Below are 16,816 nucleotides of genomic sequence, written 5' to 3' on the forward strand. Positions count from 1 at the left end.
AGACTACCAGCAAATTATTGATTCTCTTCGCGAAATGCATTTAGACGGCAACCGCCTTTGGCTGGTCGGCTACGGCGGCAGCAGAGACAGAATATTGGTCTACGCTTCAACAAATAATGCCAGGGCGCAGCGGAGGGCTAAGAACGCGCCACGGTTGAAGCACTCCCAAATGAGCAAACAAGCCCTGCAAAAGGGAGCTTGTCCACATTGACTGCAAGCTTCCGGCGGGCGCAGCCTTCAAACCGCATGTCACGAGACAATGAATTCTGCAGGCAACGGAACCCCAGTCAAAGTCGGCTCGCTGTTCGCTGCAATTGGCGGATTTTGCAGGGCTTTCATAGAAGCAGGCGCAACCGTTGTTTGGGCAAATGAAAAGGACAAATTGCAGGCTGAAACATTCCGCCTGAACTACCCCAACGTCCGATGTCTCAACAAACCTATAGAAGAATTAACGGTCCTTGGCGATTGCCTTGAGGAAGTTGACGTATTAACGGCTGGATTTCCATGCCAACCTTTTTCAATAGCAGGGGAAAGGCGAGGTTTGAAGGATGAAAGAGGGCTGCTGTTTTTCCAAATAATACGAATTATAAAGGAGTTTGGCCGCAGAAAGCCCAAGGTGCTGCTGCTGGAGAATGTCAAACATTTCAAATCACATGACCAAGGCCGGACTTACAAGCGGGTTCAGACAGAAATTCAGAAGGCAGGTTATTGGTTCGGGGATAGCAACGCAAAATTATGAACACACTGGAATACACAGTGATCCCCCAAAACCGAGAGCGTATCTTTATGGTCGCATTAAGCTGTGACCATTTTGCAGCAAACCATTTCGAATTCCCAGAACCACTGCCAGACGGCTCACTGCGCAGTGTGCGCGAGTTTCTCGATTTAGACCAGAAAGCACCAGAGTGTTTTTACTTCAAGCCTTCCTCTAAATACTATCAGATGTTCGCCGAAGCTATGGCCTCAGGTGGAAGCGACTCGATATATCAACTGCGGCGAAACTACGTTAGGAAAAACATGACAGGCACGTGCTTTACGTTAATGGCCAACATGGGTGACGGAGGGCACAACCAGCCAGTAATTAGAGACCACTGGGGGATTCGAAAGCTGACCCCGCGCGAATGCGCACGCCTTCAAGGTTATGAGGACTCTTGGTTCAAAATTCCCGAGACACTCTCCAAGAGGCAAATATACAAGCAAATCGGCAACTCCGTCACAGTGCCGTTAGTTGTTCGCATAGCTAAAAGATCATTGAATGCATGCACAATTGCGCTTAAAATGATTTGAGGAATTTCTTATGCCTGAACTACGGTGGTTTTTCCCAAAAAACGATGGGGGCGCGATAGCGGGCTTCATGACGCCGGGGTTGAAACGTTCAAAGGAAATTTTGACCGCTACCTAGCGCGTGAAATGATACAGAACAGCCTTGACGCCAGGCATGACCAGTCTAAGCCGGTGGTTGTCGTATTTGAGCATTTGGTACTTTCGCGAAATGACATACCAGACATGGATGGGCTTTCAAATGCTCTTGAACTATGTAGAGAGTACTGGCAACACGATAAGAAAGCCGAAGATTTTTCCGTCGCGCTGTGGATGTTTCTAGAAGAAATATAATTCCCGCGCTTCGAATAGGAGACTACAACACAACGGGCGTGCTGGGCAGTGACATGGACGAGATCTAAGAATTGGTATAATTTGATTCGATGTGCCGGCTCTTCCTCAAAGGGTGAAGGCGAAGGTGGCTCGTTTGGCATCGGAAAGAACGCGCCATTCGCTGCTAGCTTGCTCCGGACAGTTCTCTATACTACGTTTAACACGGATGAGGAGCATGTATTCCAAGGAGTAGCAACGCTTGCGTCACACCGCCATCCGGCAGGTGGCACTTTGCAACCAACGGGGTTTCTCGGCGAGCCTAACGGAGCTTCAGTAAGGAGTTTTGAGAACATTCCAGCTATCTTTCGTCGCTTACGGCATGGAACGGACGTAATTGTTCTTGGCTTTCCCGACTCCTACAATTGGCACAATGATCTTCTATATTCAGTTCTGGATAACTTCTGGCCGGCTATCTATTATGGCGATTTGGAAGTGAAAGTGGGCGACATGCAAGTTTCGAAAAACAACTTGCAGAACCTGTTAGAAACTTTTATTCCAATGGAGGGCTTCACTGCTCATCAATTTTACAAGGCCTTTACTAACCCAACTCACGAATATTCAGAATGTTTGACTTGTTTGAAAGAAGTCTCGCTTAGAATTATTGCAGGGGACCCCGAACTGCCGAAGCGCATCGCAATGGTTAGAAAAACCGGCATGAAAATATTTGAGAAACATTTTCGTTCAATAGTTCCTTTCTGTGGGGTCTTTATGTGCCGCAATGATATTGGCAATAAGCTGCTGCGAGAAATGGAACCGCCCCGCCACGATGCCTGGGATCCTGATCATCCTGAAAAAGGTGCAAATCGAAGAATTGAGTCTGAATACGTTAACTTTATCCGTGAATGCATACGCAAGCTGTCGCAGCCTGACGACGCTAAAGTTATCTCCGTCCCTGATCTTAGCCGTTTCCTGCCCGACGATGACGAAACGCCTGAGGAGTCTTTCGATCTCAACTTGAGCGGCACCTCTAGCACACCATCGGCTCCTGAAGTGATTAAGGGGCGCAAAATTGAAAGGGACAAAATGTCCATGCAGGAGGACCACATGTCGCCATCCGATGGAGACCAAGAAACCCAAGAATGGAGTTACGGCAGCATGGAAAACTCGCCTAAAGGCAATAGTACGTCTGATGATAGATCTGAAGGGGCCGGAAGCAGAAGCGGCTCCAATAACGCAGCCGATTCATCAGCTTCACATGGCGGCGAAAACTCGAAACCAGCTATAAAGATACGTTATCGCACCTTTGTCCGGGACTCCACTTCCGGCGAGTATCGCGTTACAGTGACACCATTAGAACAGCCAAGCAAAGAAGTTGAGCTTTCGATTTCGGCAGTCGGAGATGACCAAAAGTTGCTGCCGAAATAAAATCGGCGAGAATTACGGGTGGAGAGAATATTGCCATTAAGAAAACAGGCATTCTCGGCCCTCTGAAGTTACAAAAGACCAGCGCGTGGTTTTAGACATAGTACTGTCAGAGCCGCTGCGCGTAGCTATGGAGGTCTCCGCACATGAAGCTTAGCCAACGATCATATCCCCATCCAGTTGTCGGCAATCGCGATGATGTTCCAAACGTTGCTTTTCAGGCAGCCGTCGAAATGTCGTCGGACAAACAATATTATTACATTAAGTTGGAGATCAAATGCAGCAGCGTTACAATCAATCAAATGCTCATAAATGAAGAGGCCAAATACGTTCTGCACGTAGAGTGCAGCAACACGCTGTTTCGCAAGGCCTTTATGTTTTCCAAGTCCCAGCATCGAATTAGCATACCTGCAGATTGCCTGTACAACACCGTTGAAGTGAATGTTTTTGTTTGTTCCTGTATTGATAATTCGGGTTATTCAGTAGAGGGAGCGCACCAAGAATATGAAGACGCTACATTTCAAATTCGTCTCGGAGATATACTCGCTGTAGCCGAAGGCTACGAATTCAATATCGAGGACTCTTTTGACTCGACAAGACGAATCGGGTCAATAATGCAAATCGAAGAGGCCCGCGAAGAAGGCGACCTCCCAATGCGCGTTGACTTCAACGCAGATAAAATTCGGATCATTTTATCAAAAAGCGATTTTGGAGATTATAAATTACTTAAAGCTCAAGAAGGTGTTTCATCCGCGCTGACAGCTACTATCGTGCTGCCAGCCCTTGTAGAGGCACTGCATTGCTGCAAGGCAGAAGAAGCTGGCCAGAGAGATGACAGCTTGCGCTGGATGCGTTTGTTGCGTAAGCGCATTACACTGCTCAACTTGGAATCGGAAACAGATAATTTAGTGCTCGCCCAAAAATTACTTGAATTGCCATTGCGGCGCGCATTAACTGCATCGAAGCAGGTATTGGAGGCCGCATCATGAAAGAGCTTACATTATTTAAGGAAACGTTTGTGAACAGCCTGCGAGGGAGCGTGCGGCAAAATTTGAACAATTACTATTCAGATACTATTTGGGTATCCGACCAAGTACCGAAGAACCAGCTTATTCTGACCTCATTCGAGTTAAAAGACACACTTGAGTTTGTGGAACCGGCCGATGGCGACCTCAAAGACATTGAAAATGCCATTCGTATTCACAAAGCCATGCCGCACCTTACGCCGCTGCAAGCTCGAGATCCCCGCCTATGGACCCGGCTGACGCATGATGAAGGATGGTCTTATATGCGAAAGCGCTGGCCGGCAGACAAGTATAGGGAAGACGTAAACAAGGCGGTCAAGTTCATCGAGTCGCGATATTTTATCACCCAGGCACAGGGCAGGGCACTACTGAGGAACGGCATTGCCCGTTTGTGGTGGACAGCCAGCCTGTCCCACGATCCTGCACGCGACAATCCATATGAACTCACGGCAATATTATTGTCTAGACTGGACATTACGCAGCAGATTTTGGAGCGTGGAATTGGCCGTTCGCGGCAAGTATTGGTTGGTTTTTAGAATTTCTAAAGCGCCACAAGGCTCTCTTGCTTGAAGACGGAAATAACAGCCGTTTACGCGTTCGTAAGCTCGCAAAGTTTCTTAATATGCATGGAGGCGTTTGTATTCTGGATTGCTTGAGCGAAAGGCAGGTCATGGATCTCCTTGATGCAGAACTGTCAAGAATTCAAGCAATTGAAGCGACCTCTTCTCAGCATCCAGATGGGTAATGGACGTGTTTAGCAAGCGTGAGCTCGCAAATTATGTCGCGCATTCGGAGTTGTGAAAACGCAACCACCGAGATTCGTCTTATTCAACTTTTTCGAATCCACAAAATCAAAGGCTGGAGGCGAAACCAAAGACTTCCTGGTAAACCTGATTTTGTCTTCCCTAAAAGTCGTCTCGCTGTATTCGTTGACGGTTGTTTTTGGCATGGTTGCCCTCGCTGTTATCGCCGTCCTCTTTCAAACCAACAATATTGGGACGCGAAAATTCTTCGAAACCGCCAGCGAGACGTTGACGTGAAAAGGTGCCTAAAAAACTCGGCTGGCGTGTTGTTCGTATTTGGGCACACGAGCTTAAGAAGCCAGCGCGCGCGCTTGCTCGCATTCGTTTGTATCTTGAGCCGTCTTTGGGGAGCGTTCCTTCTGCACGCACCCCGCCTAAAGGCAGTTAAAAATGTGATGTTCGTGTTATAGAAGTACCAATCAAATTTTGGTCTTCATGATCAAACATTCTTTCAACATTCTGCTAAGCAATGCCGCTCAAACCTTAAGTAGGCATTTTATTTTTTCAACGCCTGTAGTCTCATTTTCTTTTCTCCTTTTGTATGCATCAAGGAGCCTGGCGATTTCGCATTGAAGTTTTTCGGGGGCGTCTGAATATTCGCGCCAATTTCTATTTCGTCGTTTGAGCCATGCCTCAGTCCTTTTACGCCACGGGCAGCCAGTTTCGGGTCAAGGCGGGCGAAGTTACACAGCTTAAGCGCAACTGCGCTTGGGGTTCTGCCAAGTAGAGCGGCGAGTTCGATGACTTCTGGAGTGCGGCTATGCATCTGGCCGAACGGTATTTTTCGGTAAAGGCTAAGGGCTAGAGTAAGCTCCTCGCGGCTCCACTTCTTATTTTTACCAGCCATAATTCAATCATTCAGCCAGTTAATTTTAACCTCGCTTTCCAAAGCTTTGAATCTGGGGTCGCCGGTGACGAGGGTGGCCTTTTGGTTTTGGCCAGGGCGGCGGCAAAGCCGTTGGCATAGGCCATTTTGTGGGCGGCCTTGAAAACCGCCGCCTGCCTCACCAGGGCCAGATCGTCGCCCACACCGACAATCTCGATGGGAAGCGCAGCGATCTCGCGCGCCATTTGCTCCGCCGCCTCCTGGGAGATCTTGCGCATGGTGTTGTAGTAGATTTCGCCCCAGTTCACGGCGCTCAGCAGCAGCTTGTGCCGCCCCGCCGCCGCCTGAGCCAGCAGTTTTTCCACCGCCGCCGCCGCCGGTTCATCTTCAAAAAGGCCAGGAGCGCCCAGCCATCGAGGACAAAAGCAGCCATGTCACAGCTCCCGTTCGGCCTGGCGATCCTCCATCATGGCCTTGAGCACGCCGCGGCCCTTGAGCGAGCCGCGCAGCCTGCGGATGTATTTGGGGGTGATGGGGCGCAGGAGGATGCCTTCCGGCGTGGCCTCCACATGCGCGCGCGTCCCCTCCTCGATCTCGAATCCCGCCGCAGGCGGCGGGGAATGACCACCTGGCCTTTGACCGAGAAGCTCACGGTTTCCGCTTTGGCCTCTTGATTCACGTATCTAGCTTACATGATAAAAAAAGTAAGTCAAATGGAATTTTGTAGGAAACCATGGTTTGAGTGTACCACAACGTTTTTTGAAGGATTCATGGCCGGCACGGTCCCCACTTGGAAGCAAACCGCCCGGCGTGCCCCGGAGTCCTTTTGCAGGAGGAGGGTGGCCTTTAGAGGGCGTGGTGCGGCCCAGGAGTGCGCCTCTTGAGGGTTGATGGGGGCCAGCGGGGGTTATTCGACGGTGACGGATTTGGCGAGGTTGCGGGGTTTGTCCACGTCGCAGCCGCGGGCCACGGCGATGTCGTAGGCCAGGAGCTGCAGGGGCAGGACGGCCAGGAGGGGCCAGAGGCATTCGGGGGCGCGAGGGAGCAGGAGGACTTCATCGGCTTTCTGGGCCAGGGTGGTGTCGCCCTCGGTGCCGATGGCGATGATGGGGCCGCGGCGGGCCTTGATTTCTTCGAGGTTGGCGACGGTTTTTTCGTAGAGGCTGTCGTGGGGGGCGAGGATGACGGTGGGGGTGCGTTCGTCAATCATGGCGATGGGGCCATGTTTCATTTCGGCGGCGGGGTAGCCTTCGGCGTGGATGTAGCTGATTTCCTTGAGTTTGAGGGCGCCTTCCAGGGCCACGGGGAAGTTGAACTGGCGGCCCAGGAAGAAGAAGTCTTCGGCCTGGGCAAAGCGGTGGGCGATGCGGCGGACTTGTTCGCGCAGTTGGAGGACGGTTTGCATCTGGGCGGGGATGGCTTCCAGGGCGGCCAGCAGGCGGCGGGCGTGGGCGGCGCCCAGCATGCGCATGCGCCCCAGGAGGACGGCCAGGAGGGTGAGGACGGTGACCTGGGCGGTGAAGGTTTTGGTGGCGGCCACGCCAATTTCCGGGCCGGCGTGGAGGTAGATGCCGCCGTCGGCCTCGCGGGCGATGGTGCTGCCGACGACGTTGCAAATGGAGAGGACTTTGTGGCCGCGGCGGCGGGCTTCGCGGAGGCCGGCGAGGGTGTCGGCGGTTTCGCCGGACTGGGTGATGGCCAGGACGAGGGTGTGTTTGTTGATGGGGGCGTTGCGGTAGCGGAATTCGCTGGCGTATTCGACTTCCACCGGCAGGTGGGCCAGCTCTTCCATGAGGTACTCGCCCAGGAGGGCGGCGTGCCAACTGGTGCCGCAGGCCAACATGACCACCTGGTCAAATTCGCGCAGTTCGCCGGGGCTGAGGTTCAGGCCGCCGAAGCGGGCGGTGGCCTCTTCGGGGTCCAGGCGTCCGCGCAGGGCATTGCGGACGGTTTGGGGCTGCTCAAAGATTTCCTTGAGCATGAAGTGGGGGAACGCGCCGCGTTCGGCGGCGGCGGTGTCGAATTCGAGGCGGCTGATTTCGACGCGGGAGGCTTCGCCCTGGAGGCGGTGGACTTCATGGCGCTGGGGGGTCAGGAGGACGAGGTCATGGTCCTGCAGGTAGATGACGTCGCGGGTGTGGGCGACGAGGGCGGCGGAGTCGCTGGCCAGGAAGTGCTCGCCCTGCCCCAGGCCCACAATCAGGGGCGAGCCGCGGCGCGCGCCCACGATGAGGCCGGGATGATCGGCGCAGAGCACGGCGATGCCGTAGGTGCCGATGACTTCGCGGAGGGCATCGGCCACGGCCTGGGCCAGGGGGTGGAGGTCGCCGCTGGAGCCGCGCCGGGCCTGATAATGCCAGCCAATGAGGTGCGCCAGCACTTCGGTATCGGTCTCCGAAAGAAACTTGTGGCCGGCGAGCTGGAGGCGGTTTTTGAGGAGGGCGTAATTTTCGATGACGCCGTTGTGGACGACGACGATGCGGCCGGAGGCGTCTGTGTGGGGATGGGAGTTGGCATCGGTGGGGGGGCCGTGAGTGGCCCAGCGGGTGTGGCCGATGCCGTTGCTGCCCTGGGGAGGGGCTGTTTGCACGAGGCGGGCCAGGCCTTCGTCAATCTTGCCGGCTTTTTTGCGGATTTCGAGTTGTTCGCCCAGGACCGCCAGGCCGGCGCTGTCGTAGCCGCGGTATTCCAGGCGCCGCAGTCCGTCCAGGAGCACGGGTGCCGCCTCCTTGAACCCCACATAACCAATGATGCCGCACATGGGCTTCATGGATAACAATGGTTGGGCTGGAGGACGAGCAGAAAATGGCGGGGGGCGTTGGCAGGAGGGAAGGGAGGCCGGCGTGGTGTCTTGCGGCGTGCAAGGTAGGTTTTCCCGCAGAAGGCGCCGGCGGCTTGGGGAGTGGGGGGTTGCGAGGAGCGGTTTTGCGCAAAGTTTTTTGACAAAGGCCGTAAAAACTGGCAAAGATAGGCCGCAACGTCAGCCTTTTGCGCCCATCTCTAATGCGGTTGACGAGCACAACACCGCAGCAGCTTGAATCGGCCCGCCGGCACGCACGCAGTGCGGGACCCAGGCGCCAACACGTGAGCGGATGAGCACTGAGGATTCATCGGGCGAGTTTAAGTACTGGGCCTTTATCAGTTACAGCCACGCCGACAGCAAGTGGGCGGACTGGCTCCATCGCGGTCTGGAGACGTATCGCGTGCCGGGGCGGCTGGTGGGCAAAAAAACGCGCAGCGGTGTCATCCCCAAGCGGTTGTTTCCGGTTTTTCGGGACCGGGATGAATTGCCGGGGTCGGCCAATCTGGGCGAGAATCTGACGCGCGCCCTCAAGGAATCGCGTTATCTCATCGTCATCTGCTCGCCGCGGGCGGCGCAATCCCAGTGGGTGGACCAGGAGGTGCGCATTTTCAAGTCGCTGGGGCGGGAGGACCGGGTGTTGTGCCTCATTGTGGACGGCGAACCCAACGCCACCAATCACCCGGAATTGGGGCTGCAGGAATGTTTTCCGGAGTCCATCCGCTACTGGGTGGACGCGGAGCGGCGGATTACCAACATTCCCACCGAGCCGATTGCGGCGGACGTCCGGAAGGGGAAGGACGGCAAGCACAACGCGCTGCTCAAACTGCTGGCGGGGGTGCTGGGAGTCAATTTTGATGACCTCAAGCAGCGGGACCACGAGCGCGCCCAGCGGCGCCTGCAAATCATCCTGGCGGGCGTCAGCTCGCTGCTGGTGCTGTTTCTGTTTCTGCTTTTCCAATTGTTCACGGAGCAACAGCGGGCGCGGGATGCCGAACGCACGGCCAAGGCCAACGAGCAGCAGGCCAAAACCGAGCGCATGAAGGCCGAAAAAGAGCGCCAGATTGCGATGGAGGAAAAACGCAAGGCCGAAGAGGCGCTCAAGGGCGAGCTGGCCGCCAAAGCGGCCCGCGACCAGGCGTTGCGCGAAGCGGAAAAGGCCCGGGACAACGCCCTGGAGCAGCAGCGCAAGGCCGAAGAGGCATTGCAGCGGGAAAAGGAGGCGCAGCAGGGGCGCATCGAGGCCTTGAAACTGGCCGAGGAACGCCGGGCGCGCGCGGAGGAATCGGAACGCCGGGCGCTGGCCGCGCAAAAAGAGGCGGAGGCCAAGAAACGCGAGGTGGAGCGCGCGCTGAGCATGGCCGACTTTAATACCGGGGCGCGGCTGGCCGAGGACCAGAAGGAAAGCCGCGCGCTGGCCTACCTGGCCCGCGCCCTGCGCTGGAACCCGGAGAATGAATCCGCCGCCGCCCGTTTGCGTTCGTTGTTGGACAACCGGAATTGGGCGCTGCCGCGGGTGAATGTGTTGGAGCATCCGGCGCCGGTGCTGGCGGCCGCTTTCAGCCCGGACGGCCGGCGGCTGGCCACGGCGTCCACCAACGGCGTCCAACTGTTTGATACGCAGACGGGGCAGGCGGTGGGGCAACCACTGCGGCACAAGGGCAACGTGCTGGCGGTGGAGTTCAGCCCGGACGGACGTTGGCTGGTCACAGCCAGCGCTGACCGCACGGCCCAGTTATGGGAGGCGGCCAATGGCAAGGCGGTGGGGCCGGCCCTGCCCCATGAGGACTGGGTGCGAGTGGCGCGCTTCAGTCATGACGGGAAGAAACTGGCCACCGGCACGCAAAACCGGCAGGCGCGCATTTGGAATGTGGAAAATGGGCAGCCGTTGACCGAACCGCTGCCGCATGAGGGGCCGGTGATGGATGTGATGTTCAGCCCGGATGACCGCGTGCTGGCCACCACGGCGGCCAATGCGGCCTACTTGCTGAATGCCGAAACGGGCAAACCTGTGACCCCCCAGCCACTTCAGCACAATGGCGGCGTGGTGAGCGTGCGTTTCCGTCCGGACGGCAGGCAAGTGGTGACGGCCTCGGGCGACAAAACGGCGCGGGTATGGGATGCCACCACCGGGCAGCCGGTGACTGAACCGCTGGTGCATGAGGATTGGGTGTACCAGGCAGTGTTCAGCCCCAGCGGCCTGCGGGTGGCCACGGCCTCGCGGGACCGCACGGCGCGGATATGGGATGCGGTGACGGGCAAGCCGCTGACCGCGCCGCTGGCGCACGGGGACGCAGTGAATAGCGTGGAGTTCAGCCCCCATGAGCAATGGTTGCTGACCGCCTCGGACGATCGGACCGCGGTAATTTGGAATGTGGCCACCGGCGAGGCTTATGCCGAGCCGCTGCGCCATGAAGGCACGGTAAAGGTGGCGCTGTTTCGGCCGGACAGCCGGCAGGTTCTGACGGCCGGCAGCGACGGCACGGCCCGGTTGTGGGACAGCCTGCGGGGGCGTCCCCTGCCCACGGTGCTGGCGCATCGGAGTTTTGTGGAAGTGGCCGCCATCAGTCCGGACAATCGGTGGGTGGTGACGGGCGGGCAGGATCGCAACGCCGTGCTTTGGGACCTCGCCACCGGCTTGGCGGTGGCCAGCCTGCCCCATGAGAAGCCGGTGCGCGTGGTGCATTTCAGTCCCGACAGCCGGCGCGTGGCCACCGGCTCGGAAGACTACACGGCGCGCATCTGGGAGGTGCCGACCGGCAAACCGGTGGGCAAACCGCTGCAACATCAGGGGTGGATTGTTGCGCTGGATTTCAGCCCCGATGGCCAGCGAGTCCTGACCGCCTCGGAGGATCGCACGGCGCGGCTCTGGAATCCCGAAAATGGCCAGCCGGTGGGAGAAGTCATGACCCATGACCGGGCGGTGCGCGTGGCCCGCTTCAGCGCCAATGGCAAGGTCATCGTCACCGCTTCCGGGGATCGCACGGCGCGGATATGGGACGGCCAGACGGGCAAGGCCCTGGGCGCGCCGCTGGCGCATGGCGGCGAGGTGCGGGACGCGGACATCACGGCCGATGGCACATTGGTGGCCACGGCCTGCGAGGACCGGACCGCCCGCATCTTCCGGGTGGACGGCACGCCCGTGACGGAGCGGTTGCGCCATGATGGGCCGGTCAACAGCGTGAGCTTCAGCCGGGATGGGCGCCTGCTGGCCACCGGCGCAGAGGACCAGAGCGTGCGCATCTATGATACCCGCACGGGCTTGCCAGTGACGGAGCCGCTGCGGTTGGAGGCGCCGGTGCGCCAGGTGGTTTTCAGCCCGCAAGGGCACATTCTGCTGACCATCAGCCGCGAAAAAGCAGCGCGGGTGTGGGACGCCGAGCTGGGTCTGCTCATCGCCGAGCCGTTGATGCACGAAGACTTGGTGCGTTTTGGGGCGTTCAGCCCGGATGGCAAGTTTGTCATCACCACCGGCAATGACCGGGCAGCCCGGCTGTGGCTCGTCAGCTTCCCGGCCAAAGCGCCGGCATGGCTGCCGGAACTGGCCGAAGCGGTGGGGGGCTACCGCATCAGCGACGCCGGTGGCAGCGAGAGCCTGCCGCGCTCCGGGGAATTGCTGCGTCAACTGGAGCAAAAAATCCGGCAGGCCAGGGGGGACAACCCGTTTGATGACTGGGCGCAGTGGTTTTTGGCGGCCCGCGACTCCCGGCCCACCTCGCCGTACAGCTCGCTCAAAGTGCCGGAGTTTGTGCAACGCCACGTGGAGGCAGGCGAGGAGGCCCACCTGCCCACCGTGCTGGAGCTGGCGCCGGACCACGCGCTGGCGCTGACCAAACTGGCTCTCTCGCGCCTGAGCCGCGCGCCGGCGGAAGCGGAGGCGCTCACCACGCTGGCGATGAAATATGACAGCCGCGCCAGCGAAGTGCTCTGGGGGCGGGCGCAGGTGTTGCACGCGCAAAAACGGTTTGAGGAAGCCTATCCCATCATGGAGAAGGCGCTGGCGGCGGATGTGCGTTTTGTCAACACGCTGGGGCCGGAAGGGCGTGAGCTGCAAATCACCAACCAGGAAACGGTGGTGGCGGGCTGGCTGCCCAGAGGATGGTCGGAGCGGGTGGGTGGGTTGTCCGGCACGCTGACCTTGGGCAAAACTGACGACCCGGTCACTGGGGCTAGAGTGTGGCAGTTGACCACCAGCGAAGGCCGCGGGCAGGCGGTGCTGCGTGGGCCGCGGTTCATCGGCAAGGCAGGCCAGCGGTTCATCCTGCAGGGAAATGTGCGCAGCCTGCGCGGCTCCAGTGTCACGGTGGGGGCGGTTTCCCAGTGGGATACCCAAAAACTGGCGGAGCAATCCATCCGGGCCACCGACCGCTGGCGGCCGTTCAAGATTCCCTTCACAGCCAGCGCCGATTTTGCCGCCGAATGGATGTTGAGCCTGCTGCCAGAAGCTTCAGTGGAGTTCACTGACCTCACGGTGGTGAAAGAGTAGGCGGAGCCCGGCAGCAGGGCTGCGAAGGCGCGATTAAACTCAAAAAAGGGGGTTACCCTGATGCCCCCAGAAAATGAAAACCAAGGAAATCCGGCAAACGTGGCCCCGCCGACCTCCCTCGCTCCCGTTTCATGAAGGGCCTTTCTCTCCCCTAGCCCAAGCAGCCCAGTAAAGCTGGACGCGCCCGCGCACCGCCTCAATGGCCCGCAACTACTGCTCTCCTTCCCGTCCACAGAGCGGGATTCAGCCCGCGTCCCGCAGGCCAAGAGGCCAAGAGCAGGATAATCCGTGCAGCTAATAGTCCTCCCTCTCCCCCCGGGACAGGGCCAAGGTGAGGGCATGTAGCGCAGGCGTCCTCGCCTGCGGGTTCACGGAGCCTCCCGGCTCCGTGATTGCAGAACTGATAAGGTCAAGCGGATGCGCCCAGAAGCACCAGTCTGCTCATCAATCTTTCATTCCCCATAGCGCAGGCGTCTCGCAGGCCGAGTGTGCTTAGGGGCCGGCGGTATCGGAGACAGAATGATGCGATTAGCTACCTTCCTCCCTCTCCCGCTGGGAGAGGGCCAGGGTGAAGGTGTAGCGCAGGCGTCCTCGCCTGCGGGTTCACGGAGCCTCCCGGCTCCGTGTTTGCTTAATTGCCGCAGTCCAGCGGCTACGCTTGAAAACACCAGGCCGCCCGTCAATCTCTCCTGTGCTATTACTCAGGCCTTCAGCAGGCCAAGGGGAACTCTTGACTAGGGCAGGACAATCCGCGCAGCTACCATTCCTCCCTCTCCTATTGAGAGAGGGTAAGAGTGAGGGGGCTTTTCTTGCTCTTCGTTCTCTTCGTTTCCTTCTGTTCAAAATTCGTGTCCCTTCGTGTTCATTCGTGGTTGGTATTATCCCCTTTCACGCGCTCTGCCTCCCTTTTCCCGCAACCCCGTCTTGGAAAAGGGCGAAGGTGAGGAACAATAGAGTCCATGTCGCCCCTACGGGGCTAAATAATTCGGAAGGGACCGTTTTCTATAAACATTTCGTCCCTACGGGACTGGCCCGAAGCAAAGCAAAGCTCGCTTGACCGTCGAATAGATCATTTCGTCCTTACGGGACTAGCGGGAGTTTTCAAATTAGCCTTGGGCTATCGCGCCTAGGATTTGTCCGCCTGGCACTGGCCTTAAAAAAAACAGCCCCAGCGGGGCGGTATGTTTTTAGAATCAGGCTGACCAATCCGCTCAAGCCCCGTAGGGGCGACATGATTATTTTCCCTTGTAACCCCTACGGCTTGCACCGAAGGCAGGCGTGCTGGGATGTTTTGGTTTTAATTAACGCCAAGGCGCAGAGGCGCGAAGGCGCGAGGTTGGAGTTGACTTCGGCGGGACGCCGAAGTCGGCCTGCGGGACGCAGGCGCTCCCCGAGACCAGAAGTTCAGGTCTTGGACGAGGGTGATCAAGCTGGGTTTGGCCTGCGGGACGCAGGCATTATCCCGCTGCGCGGGACGAGACGCCTGCGCTACGAAGCAGGAAAATTTGACGGGCGGATTGGTGCTTATAGCGGCGTCTATTTAGCAACGGTAATTCAGCCATCACGGAGCCGGGAGGCTCCGTGAACGCGCAGGCGGGACGCCTGCGCTACATGAGGGACGCCTGCGCTACGAGACTCCATACGTCCCTAACCTCTACGGTGGGGATGGGAGAATGAAACGCAGACACCGCCTTGCGATGATAGTGGATAACTCGACCAGTGCGGTGATGATTTGGCTCTTGGGCGCCTTGGCCGCGCGACTGTAGCGCTCCCACTTCTGGACCAGCCCTTGCTGGCGTGTGTTCTCGCTCATGGCGGTGAGCATGTCCGGTAACACCGACTTTTGGCACAACGACCTGTTTCCGCCAACTGATTATCCCTGCGCGGGTAACAATCTTTTTGGCGCAAATCGGTCAAATCGGGCGGACTTTCTTGGCGGAAAAGTCCTTGCAGTCAAGCGACCTTCTTTTACTTTAAGCATGAATGCCGTTAATTACGGATCGCACATGGTTTCTGGCGGCGGTGATCGTGTACGGAATTGCCCTGGTGTACTCAGTGTTTCTCTGGCGGCGGGGTTTCCGGCGGGATGACCGCATTCATTATTTGATTCTGGTGGTCGCGTATGGGCTACATTTGCTGGCCATGATGAAGCGGGGATATTCCCTGCAACGCTGTCCCACCTCCAACCTGTACGAGGCCACGGTGTTCATCGGTTGGGCGATGATGTCAGCCTGCCTGGGGCTGGCGCTGGTGCAGCGGTTTCGGTTTCTGCCGGTGTTTGCCAATCCGGTGATGGTGGGGCTGGGAGTTTTTGCGATGATGCCGGGTCTGGACACCCCCGGCGGGGCCTTGTCCTACACCGGGGTGATGGTAAGCCTGCATGCGGCCTTTACGCTGCTGGCTTACGGCGCTTTTGGGCTGGGGGCAGCCGCCGGGGTCATGTACCTGAGCCAGGAACGGGATTTGAAAATGCACCGGAGCCGGATTCTATTTTCGCTCCTGCCGCCCATCACCCGGCTGGAGAAAGTGGTCACGTGGCTGACGCTGGCGGGTTTAAGTTTGCTGAGTGTGGGGCTGGTGGTGGGTTTTGCCGGCATCACTCCGCCGCCGGGGGTGCGTTATACTCAGGATTTCAAGGTGTGGTGGTCCTGTGTGGTCTGGGCCGTGTATGCCGTCCTGCTGGGGCTGCACTGGCGTTTTGCGGTGCGGGGACGCCGCTTTGCGTGGAGCGTGGTGGGCTCGTTCGCCTTTGTCTTGTTGACCTATTGGGGGTCCAACCTGGCCTCCCCCTTGCATCAGCCATGAGCATCCTGGTTGTTGGCATCAGTCACCGCACCGCACCCGTGGAGCTTCGGGAGCGTTTCGCGCTGCCCCCGCCGCGTATTCCCGAGGCCTTGAGCGCGCTGCGTCAGCAGGAGCTGGCCCAGGAAGCCGTGCTGGTTTGCACCTGCAATCGCACCGAGCTTTACGTGCAAAGCCAGACCCCCGCGCCGGAGGCCTTTGCCGCGCTGCTCAAGTTCTTTCATCAATTCACGGGGCAGGCCGAGGTAGTACAGGAGGCCTTTTACACGCTGAGCGAGCCGCACAGCCTGGAGCACTTGTTCAAAGTGGCCGCCGGCCTGGACAGCATGGTGCTGGGGGAAACGGAAATCCTTGGCCAGTTGAAAAAGGCCTACGAGCTTGCGCTGCAGGGGCAGTTCACCGGCCCGCGCCTCAACAAGGCCTTCCAGCGCGCCTTCAACACCGCCAAGTACTTGCGCACGCACACCAACATCCAGCGCGGCAGCATCTCGGTGGCCTCAGTGGGCGTGGAACTGGCCGAGAAAATTTTTGACACCCTTCGCGGCCGGGTGGTCATGGTGCTGGGGGCCGGCGATACCAGCGAAAAAGCCGCCCGCGCCCTGCTCTCGCGCGGCGCCACCAGCGTCCTGGTCTCCAATCGTTCTTATGAACGCGCCGTGGCGCTGGCCCAGGAATTGGGGGGGCGAGCCGTCCGCTTTGATGACTGGAGCGCGGAGTTTGCGGCGGTGGACATCGTCATCAGCAGCACGGCGGCGCCGCACTACATTCTGGACCGGGCGAAACTGGCGCCGCTGATGGCCCTGCGCGAGAACCAGCCCCTGCTGCTGATTGATTTGGCCGTGCCGCGGGACATCGAGCCCGAGGTGAACTTTCTGGAAAACGTGTATCTCTACAACATTGATGATTTGCAGGAGATTGCGGCGGATTATCTCAAGCAGCGGCAGGAGGAGGTGGGCCGCTGCGAAGCCATCATCCGCGAACGGGTGCGCGAACTGTTGAACGTGCCGGCGGCCGCCGCCGCCCCCCAGACGCCGCGTCCGGCGGAAGCCTGACGCCCCC

15 protein-coding genes are annotated in these 16,816 nt (G+C 58.3%); 10 read left to right on the forward strand and 5 right to left on the reverse strand.

Features of this window, described 5'->3' with window-relative positions:
- Positions 1-259 precede the first annotated feature (259 nt).
- The 7 genes from NXS98_RS10980 to NXS98_RS11010 all read left to right on the forward strand — a co-directional run bounded on the left by NXS98_RS10980 (position 260) and on the right by NXS98_RS11010 (position 5,253).
- Positions 260-739, forward strand: coding sequence for a DNA cytosine methyltransferase (locus NXS98_RS10980; protein WP_283845020.1), 480 nt, complete (start codon positions 260-262; stop codon positions 737-739).
- Positions 736-1,287, forward strand: a complete 552-nt coding sequence (locus NXS98_RS10985) for a DNA cytosine methyltransferase (RefSeq protein WP_283845021.1) — start codon at positions 736-738, stop codon at positions 1,285-1,287. Before NXS98_RS10980 ends, NXS98_RS10985 begins: the two co-directional genes overlap by 4 nt.
- A gap of 24 nt (positions 1,288-1,311) precedes the next feature.
- A complete protein-coding gene (locus NXS98_RS10990; protein WP_283845022.1) occupies positions 1,312-1,614 on the forward strand; it encodes a hypothetical protein in 303 nt (100 codons plus the stop codon).
- Between the two features lie 81 nt (positions 1,615-1,695).
- Positions 1,696-3,018: a hypothetical protein gene (locus NXS98_RS10995; protein ID WP_283845023.1), complete on the forward strand. Its 1,323-nt coding sequence runs from the start codon at positions 1,696-1,698 to the stop codon at positions 3,016-3,018.
- Between the two features lie 143 nt (positions 3,019-3,161).
- Positions 3,162-4,004, forward strand: a complete 843-nt coding sequence (locus NXS98_RS11000; protein WP_283845024.1) for a hypothetical protein — start codon at positions 3,162-3,164, stop codon at positions 4,002-4,004.
- Positions 4,001-4,576, forward strand: a complete 576-nt coding sequence (locus NXS98_RS11005) for a DUF6339 family protein (RefSeq protein ID WP_283845025.1) — start codon at positions 4,001-4,003, stop codon at positions 4,574-4,576. The genes NXS98_RS11000 and NXS98_RS11005 overlap by 4 nt, the downstream gene beginning before the upstream one ends.
- A 242-nt stretch (positions 4,577-4,818) precedes the next feature.
- Positions 4,819-5,253: a PDDEXK family nuclease gene (locus NXS98_RS11010; RefSeq protein WP_283845026.1), complete on the forward strand. Its 435-nt coding sequence runs from the start codon at positions 4,819-4,821 to the stop codon at positions 5,251-5,253.
- Positions 5,254-5,339: 86 nt separating this feature from the next.
- Here the strand turns inward: NXS98_RS11010 and NXS98_RS11015 are convergent, their stop codons facing one another.
- The 4 genes from NXS98_RS11015 to glmS all read right to left on the reverse strand — a co-directional run bounded on the left by NXS98_RS11015 (position 5,340) and on the right by glmS (position 8,430).
- Positions 5,340-5,690, reverse strand: a complete 351-nt coding sequence (locus NXS98_RS11015) for a hypothetical protein (protein ID WP_283845027.1) — start codon at positions 5,688-5,690, stop codon at positions 5,340-5,342.
- Between the two features lie 11 nt (positions 5,691-5,701).
- Entirely contained in the window at positions 5,702-6,079 is a 378-nt protein-coding gene (locus tag NXS98_RS11020; RefSeq protein WP_343214150.1) for a type II toxin-antitoxin system VapC family toxin, read from the reverse strand.
- A gap of 24 nt (positions 6,080-6,103) precedes the next feature.
- Positions 6,104-6,238 carry a hypothetical protein gene (locus NXS98_RS11025; protein WP_283845029.1) on the reverse strand — a complete coding sequence of 45 codons (135 nt, stop codon included), beginning with the start codon at positions 6,236-6,238 and terminating at the stop codon, positions 6,104-6,106.
- A gap of 338 nt (positions 6,239-6,576) precedes the next feature.
- Positions 6,577-8,430 (reverse strand): glutamine--fructose-6-phosphate transaminase (isomerizing), encoded by a 1,854-nt coding sequence (gene glmS, locus NXS98_RS11030; protein ID WP_283848160.1) that lies wholly within the window; start codon positions 8,428-8,430, stop codon positions 6,577-6,579.
- A gap of 331 nt (positions 8,431-8,761) precedes the next feature.
- On the opposite strand from glmS, the gene NXS98_RS11035 reads away from it, so the two are divergent.
- Entirely contained in the window at positions 8,762-12,955 is a 4,194-nt protein-coding gene (locus NXS98_RS11035; RefSeq protein WP_283845030.1) for a WD40 domain-containing protein, read from the forward strand.
- Between the two features lie 1,654 nt (positions 12,956-14,609).
- On the opposite strand, the gene NXS98_RS11040 is transcribed toward NXS98_RS11035, so the two are convergent.
- A complete protein-coding gene (locus tag NXS98_RS11040; RefSeq protein ID WP_283845031.1) occupies positions 14,610-14,768 on the reverse strand; it encodes a hypothetical protein in 159 nt (52 codons plus the stop codon).
- Between the two features lie 170 nt (positions 14,769-14,938).
- Here NXS98_RS11040 and NXS98_RS11045 point away from each other — a divergent pair, with 170 nt between their 5' ends.
- Positions 14,939-15,760, forward strand: coding sequence for a cytochrome C assembly family protein (locus NXS98_RS11045; protein ID WP_283845032.1), 822 nt, complete (start codon positions 14,939-14,941; stop codon positions 15,758-15,760).
- Positions 15,757-16,809, forward strand: a complete 1,053-nt coding sequence (hemA, locus tag NXS98_RS11050; RefSeq protein ID WP_283845033.1) for a glutamyl-tRNA reductase — start codon at positions 15,757-15,759, stop codon at positions 16,807-16,809. The genes NXS98_RS11045 and hemA overlap by 4 nt, the downstream gene beginning before the upstream one ends.
- The last annotated feature ends 7 nt before the right edge of the window (positions 16,810-16,816 follow it).

It is taken from the genome of Fontisphaera persica (genome assembly GCF_024832785.1).
GTDB lineage: Bacteria > Verrucomicrobiota > Verrucomicrobiia > Limisphaerales > Fontisphaeraceae > Fontisphaera > Fontisphaera persica.

Coding starts and splice junctions, on each gene's coding strand:
- NXS98_RS10980 (WP_283845020.1), top strand. CDS start 260: ATGAATTCTGCAGGCAACGGAACCCCAGTCAAAGTCGGCTCGCTGTTC.
- NXS98_RS10985 (WP_283845021.1), top strand. CDS start 736: ATGAACACACTGGAATACACAGTGATCCCCCAAAACCGAGAGCGTATC.
- NXS98_RS11000 (WP_283845024.1), top strand. CDS start 3,162: ATGAAGCTTAGCCAACGATCATATCCCCATCCAGTTGTCGGCAATCGC.
- NXS98_RS11005 (WP_283845025.1), top strand. CDS start 4,001: ATGAAAGAGCTTACATTATTTAAGGAAACGTTTGTGAACAGCCTGCGA.
- NXS98_RS11010 (WP_283845026.1), top strand. CDS start 4,819: ATGTCGCGCATTCGGAGTTGTGAAAACGCAACCACCGAGATTCGTCTT.
- NXS98_RS11015 (WP_283845027.1), bottom strand. CDS start 5,690: ATGGCTGGTAAAAATAAGAAGTGGAGCCGCGAGGAGCTTACTCTAGCC.
- glmS (WP_283848160.1), bottom strand. CDS start 8,430: ATGTGCGGCATCATTGGTTATGTGGGGTTCAAGGAGGCGGCACCCGTG.
- NXS98_RS11035 (WP_283845030.1), top strand. CDS start 8,762: ATGAGCACTGAGGATTCATCGGGCGAGTTTAAGTACTGGGCCTTTATC.
- NXS98_RS11040 (WP_283845031.1), bottom strand. CDS start 14,768: ATGAGCGAGAACACACGCCAGCAAGGGCTGGTCCAGAAGTGGGAGCGC.
- NXS98_RS11045 (WP_283845032.1), top strand. CDS start 14,939: ATGCCGTTAATTACGGATCGCACATGGTTTCTGGCGGCGGTGATCGTG.
- hemA (WP_283845033.1), top strand. CDS start 15,757: ATGAGCATCCTGGTTGTTGGCATCAGTCACCGCACCGCACCCGTGGAG.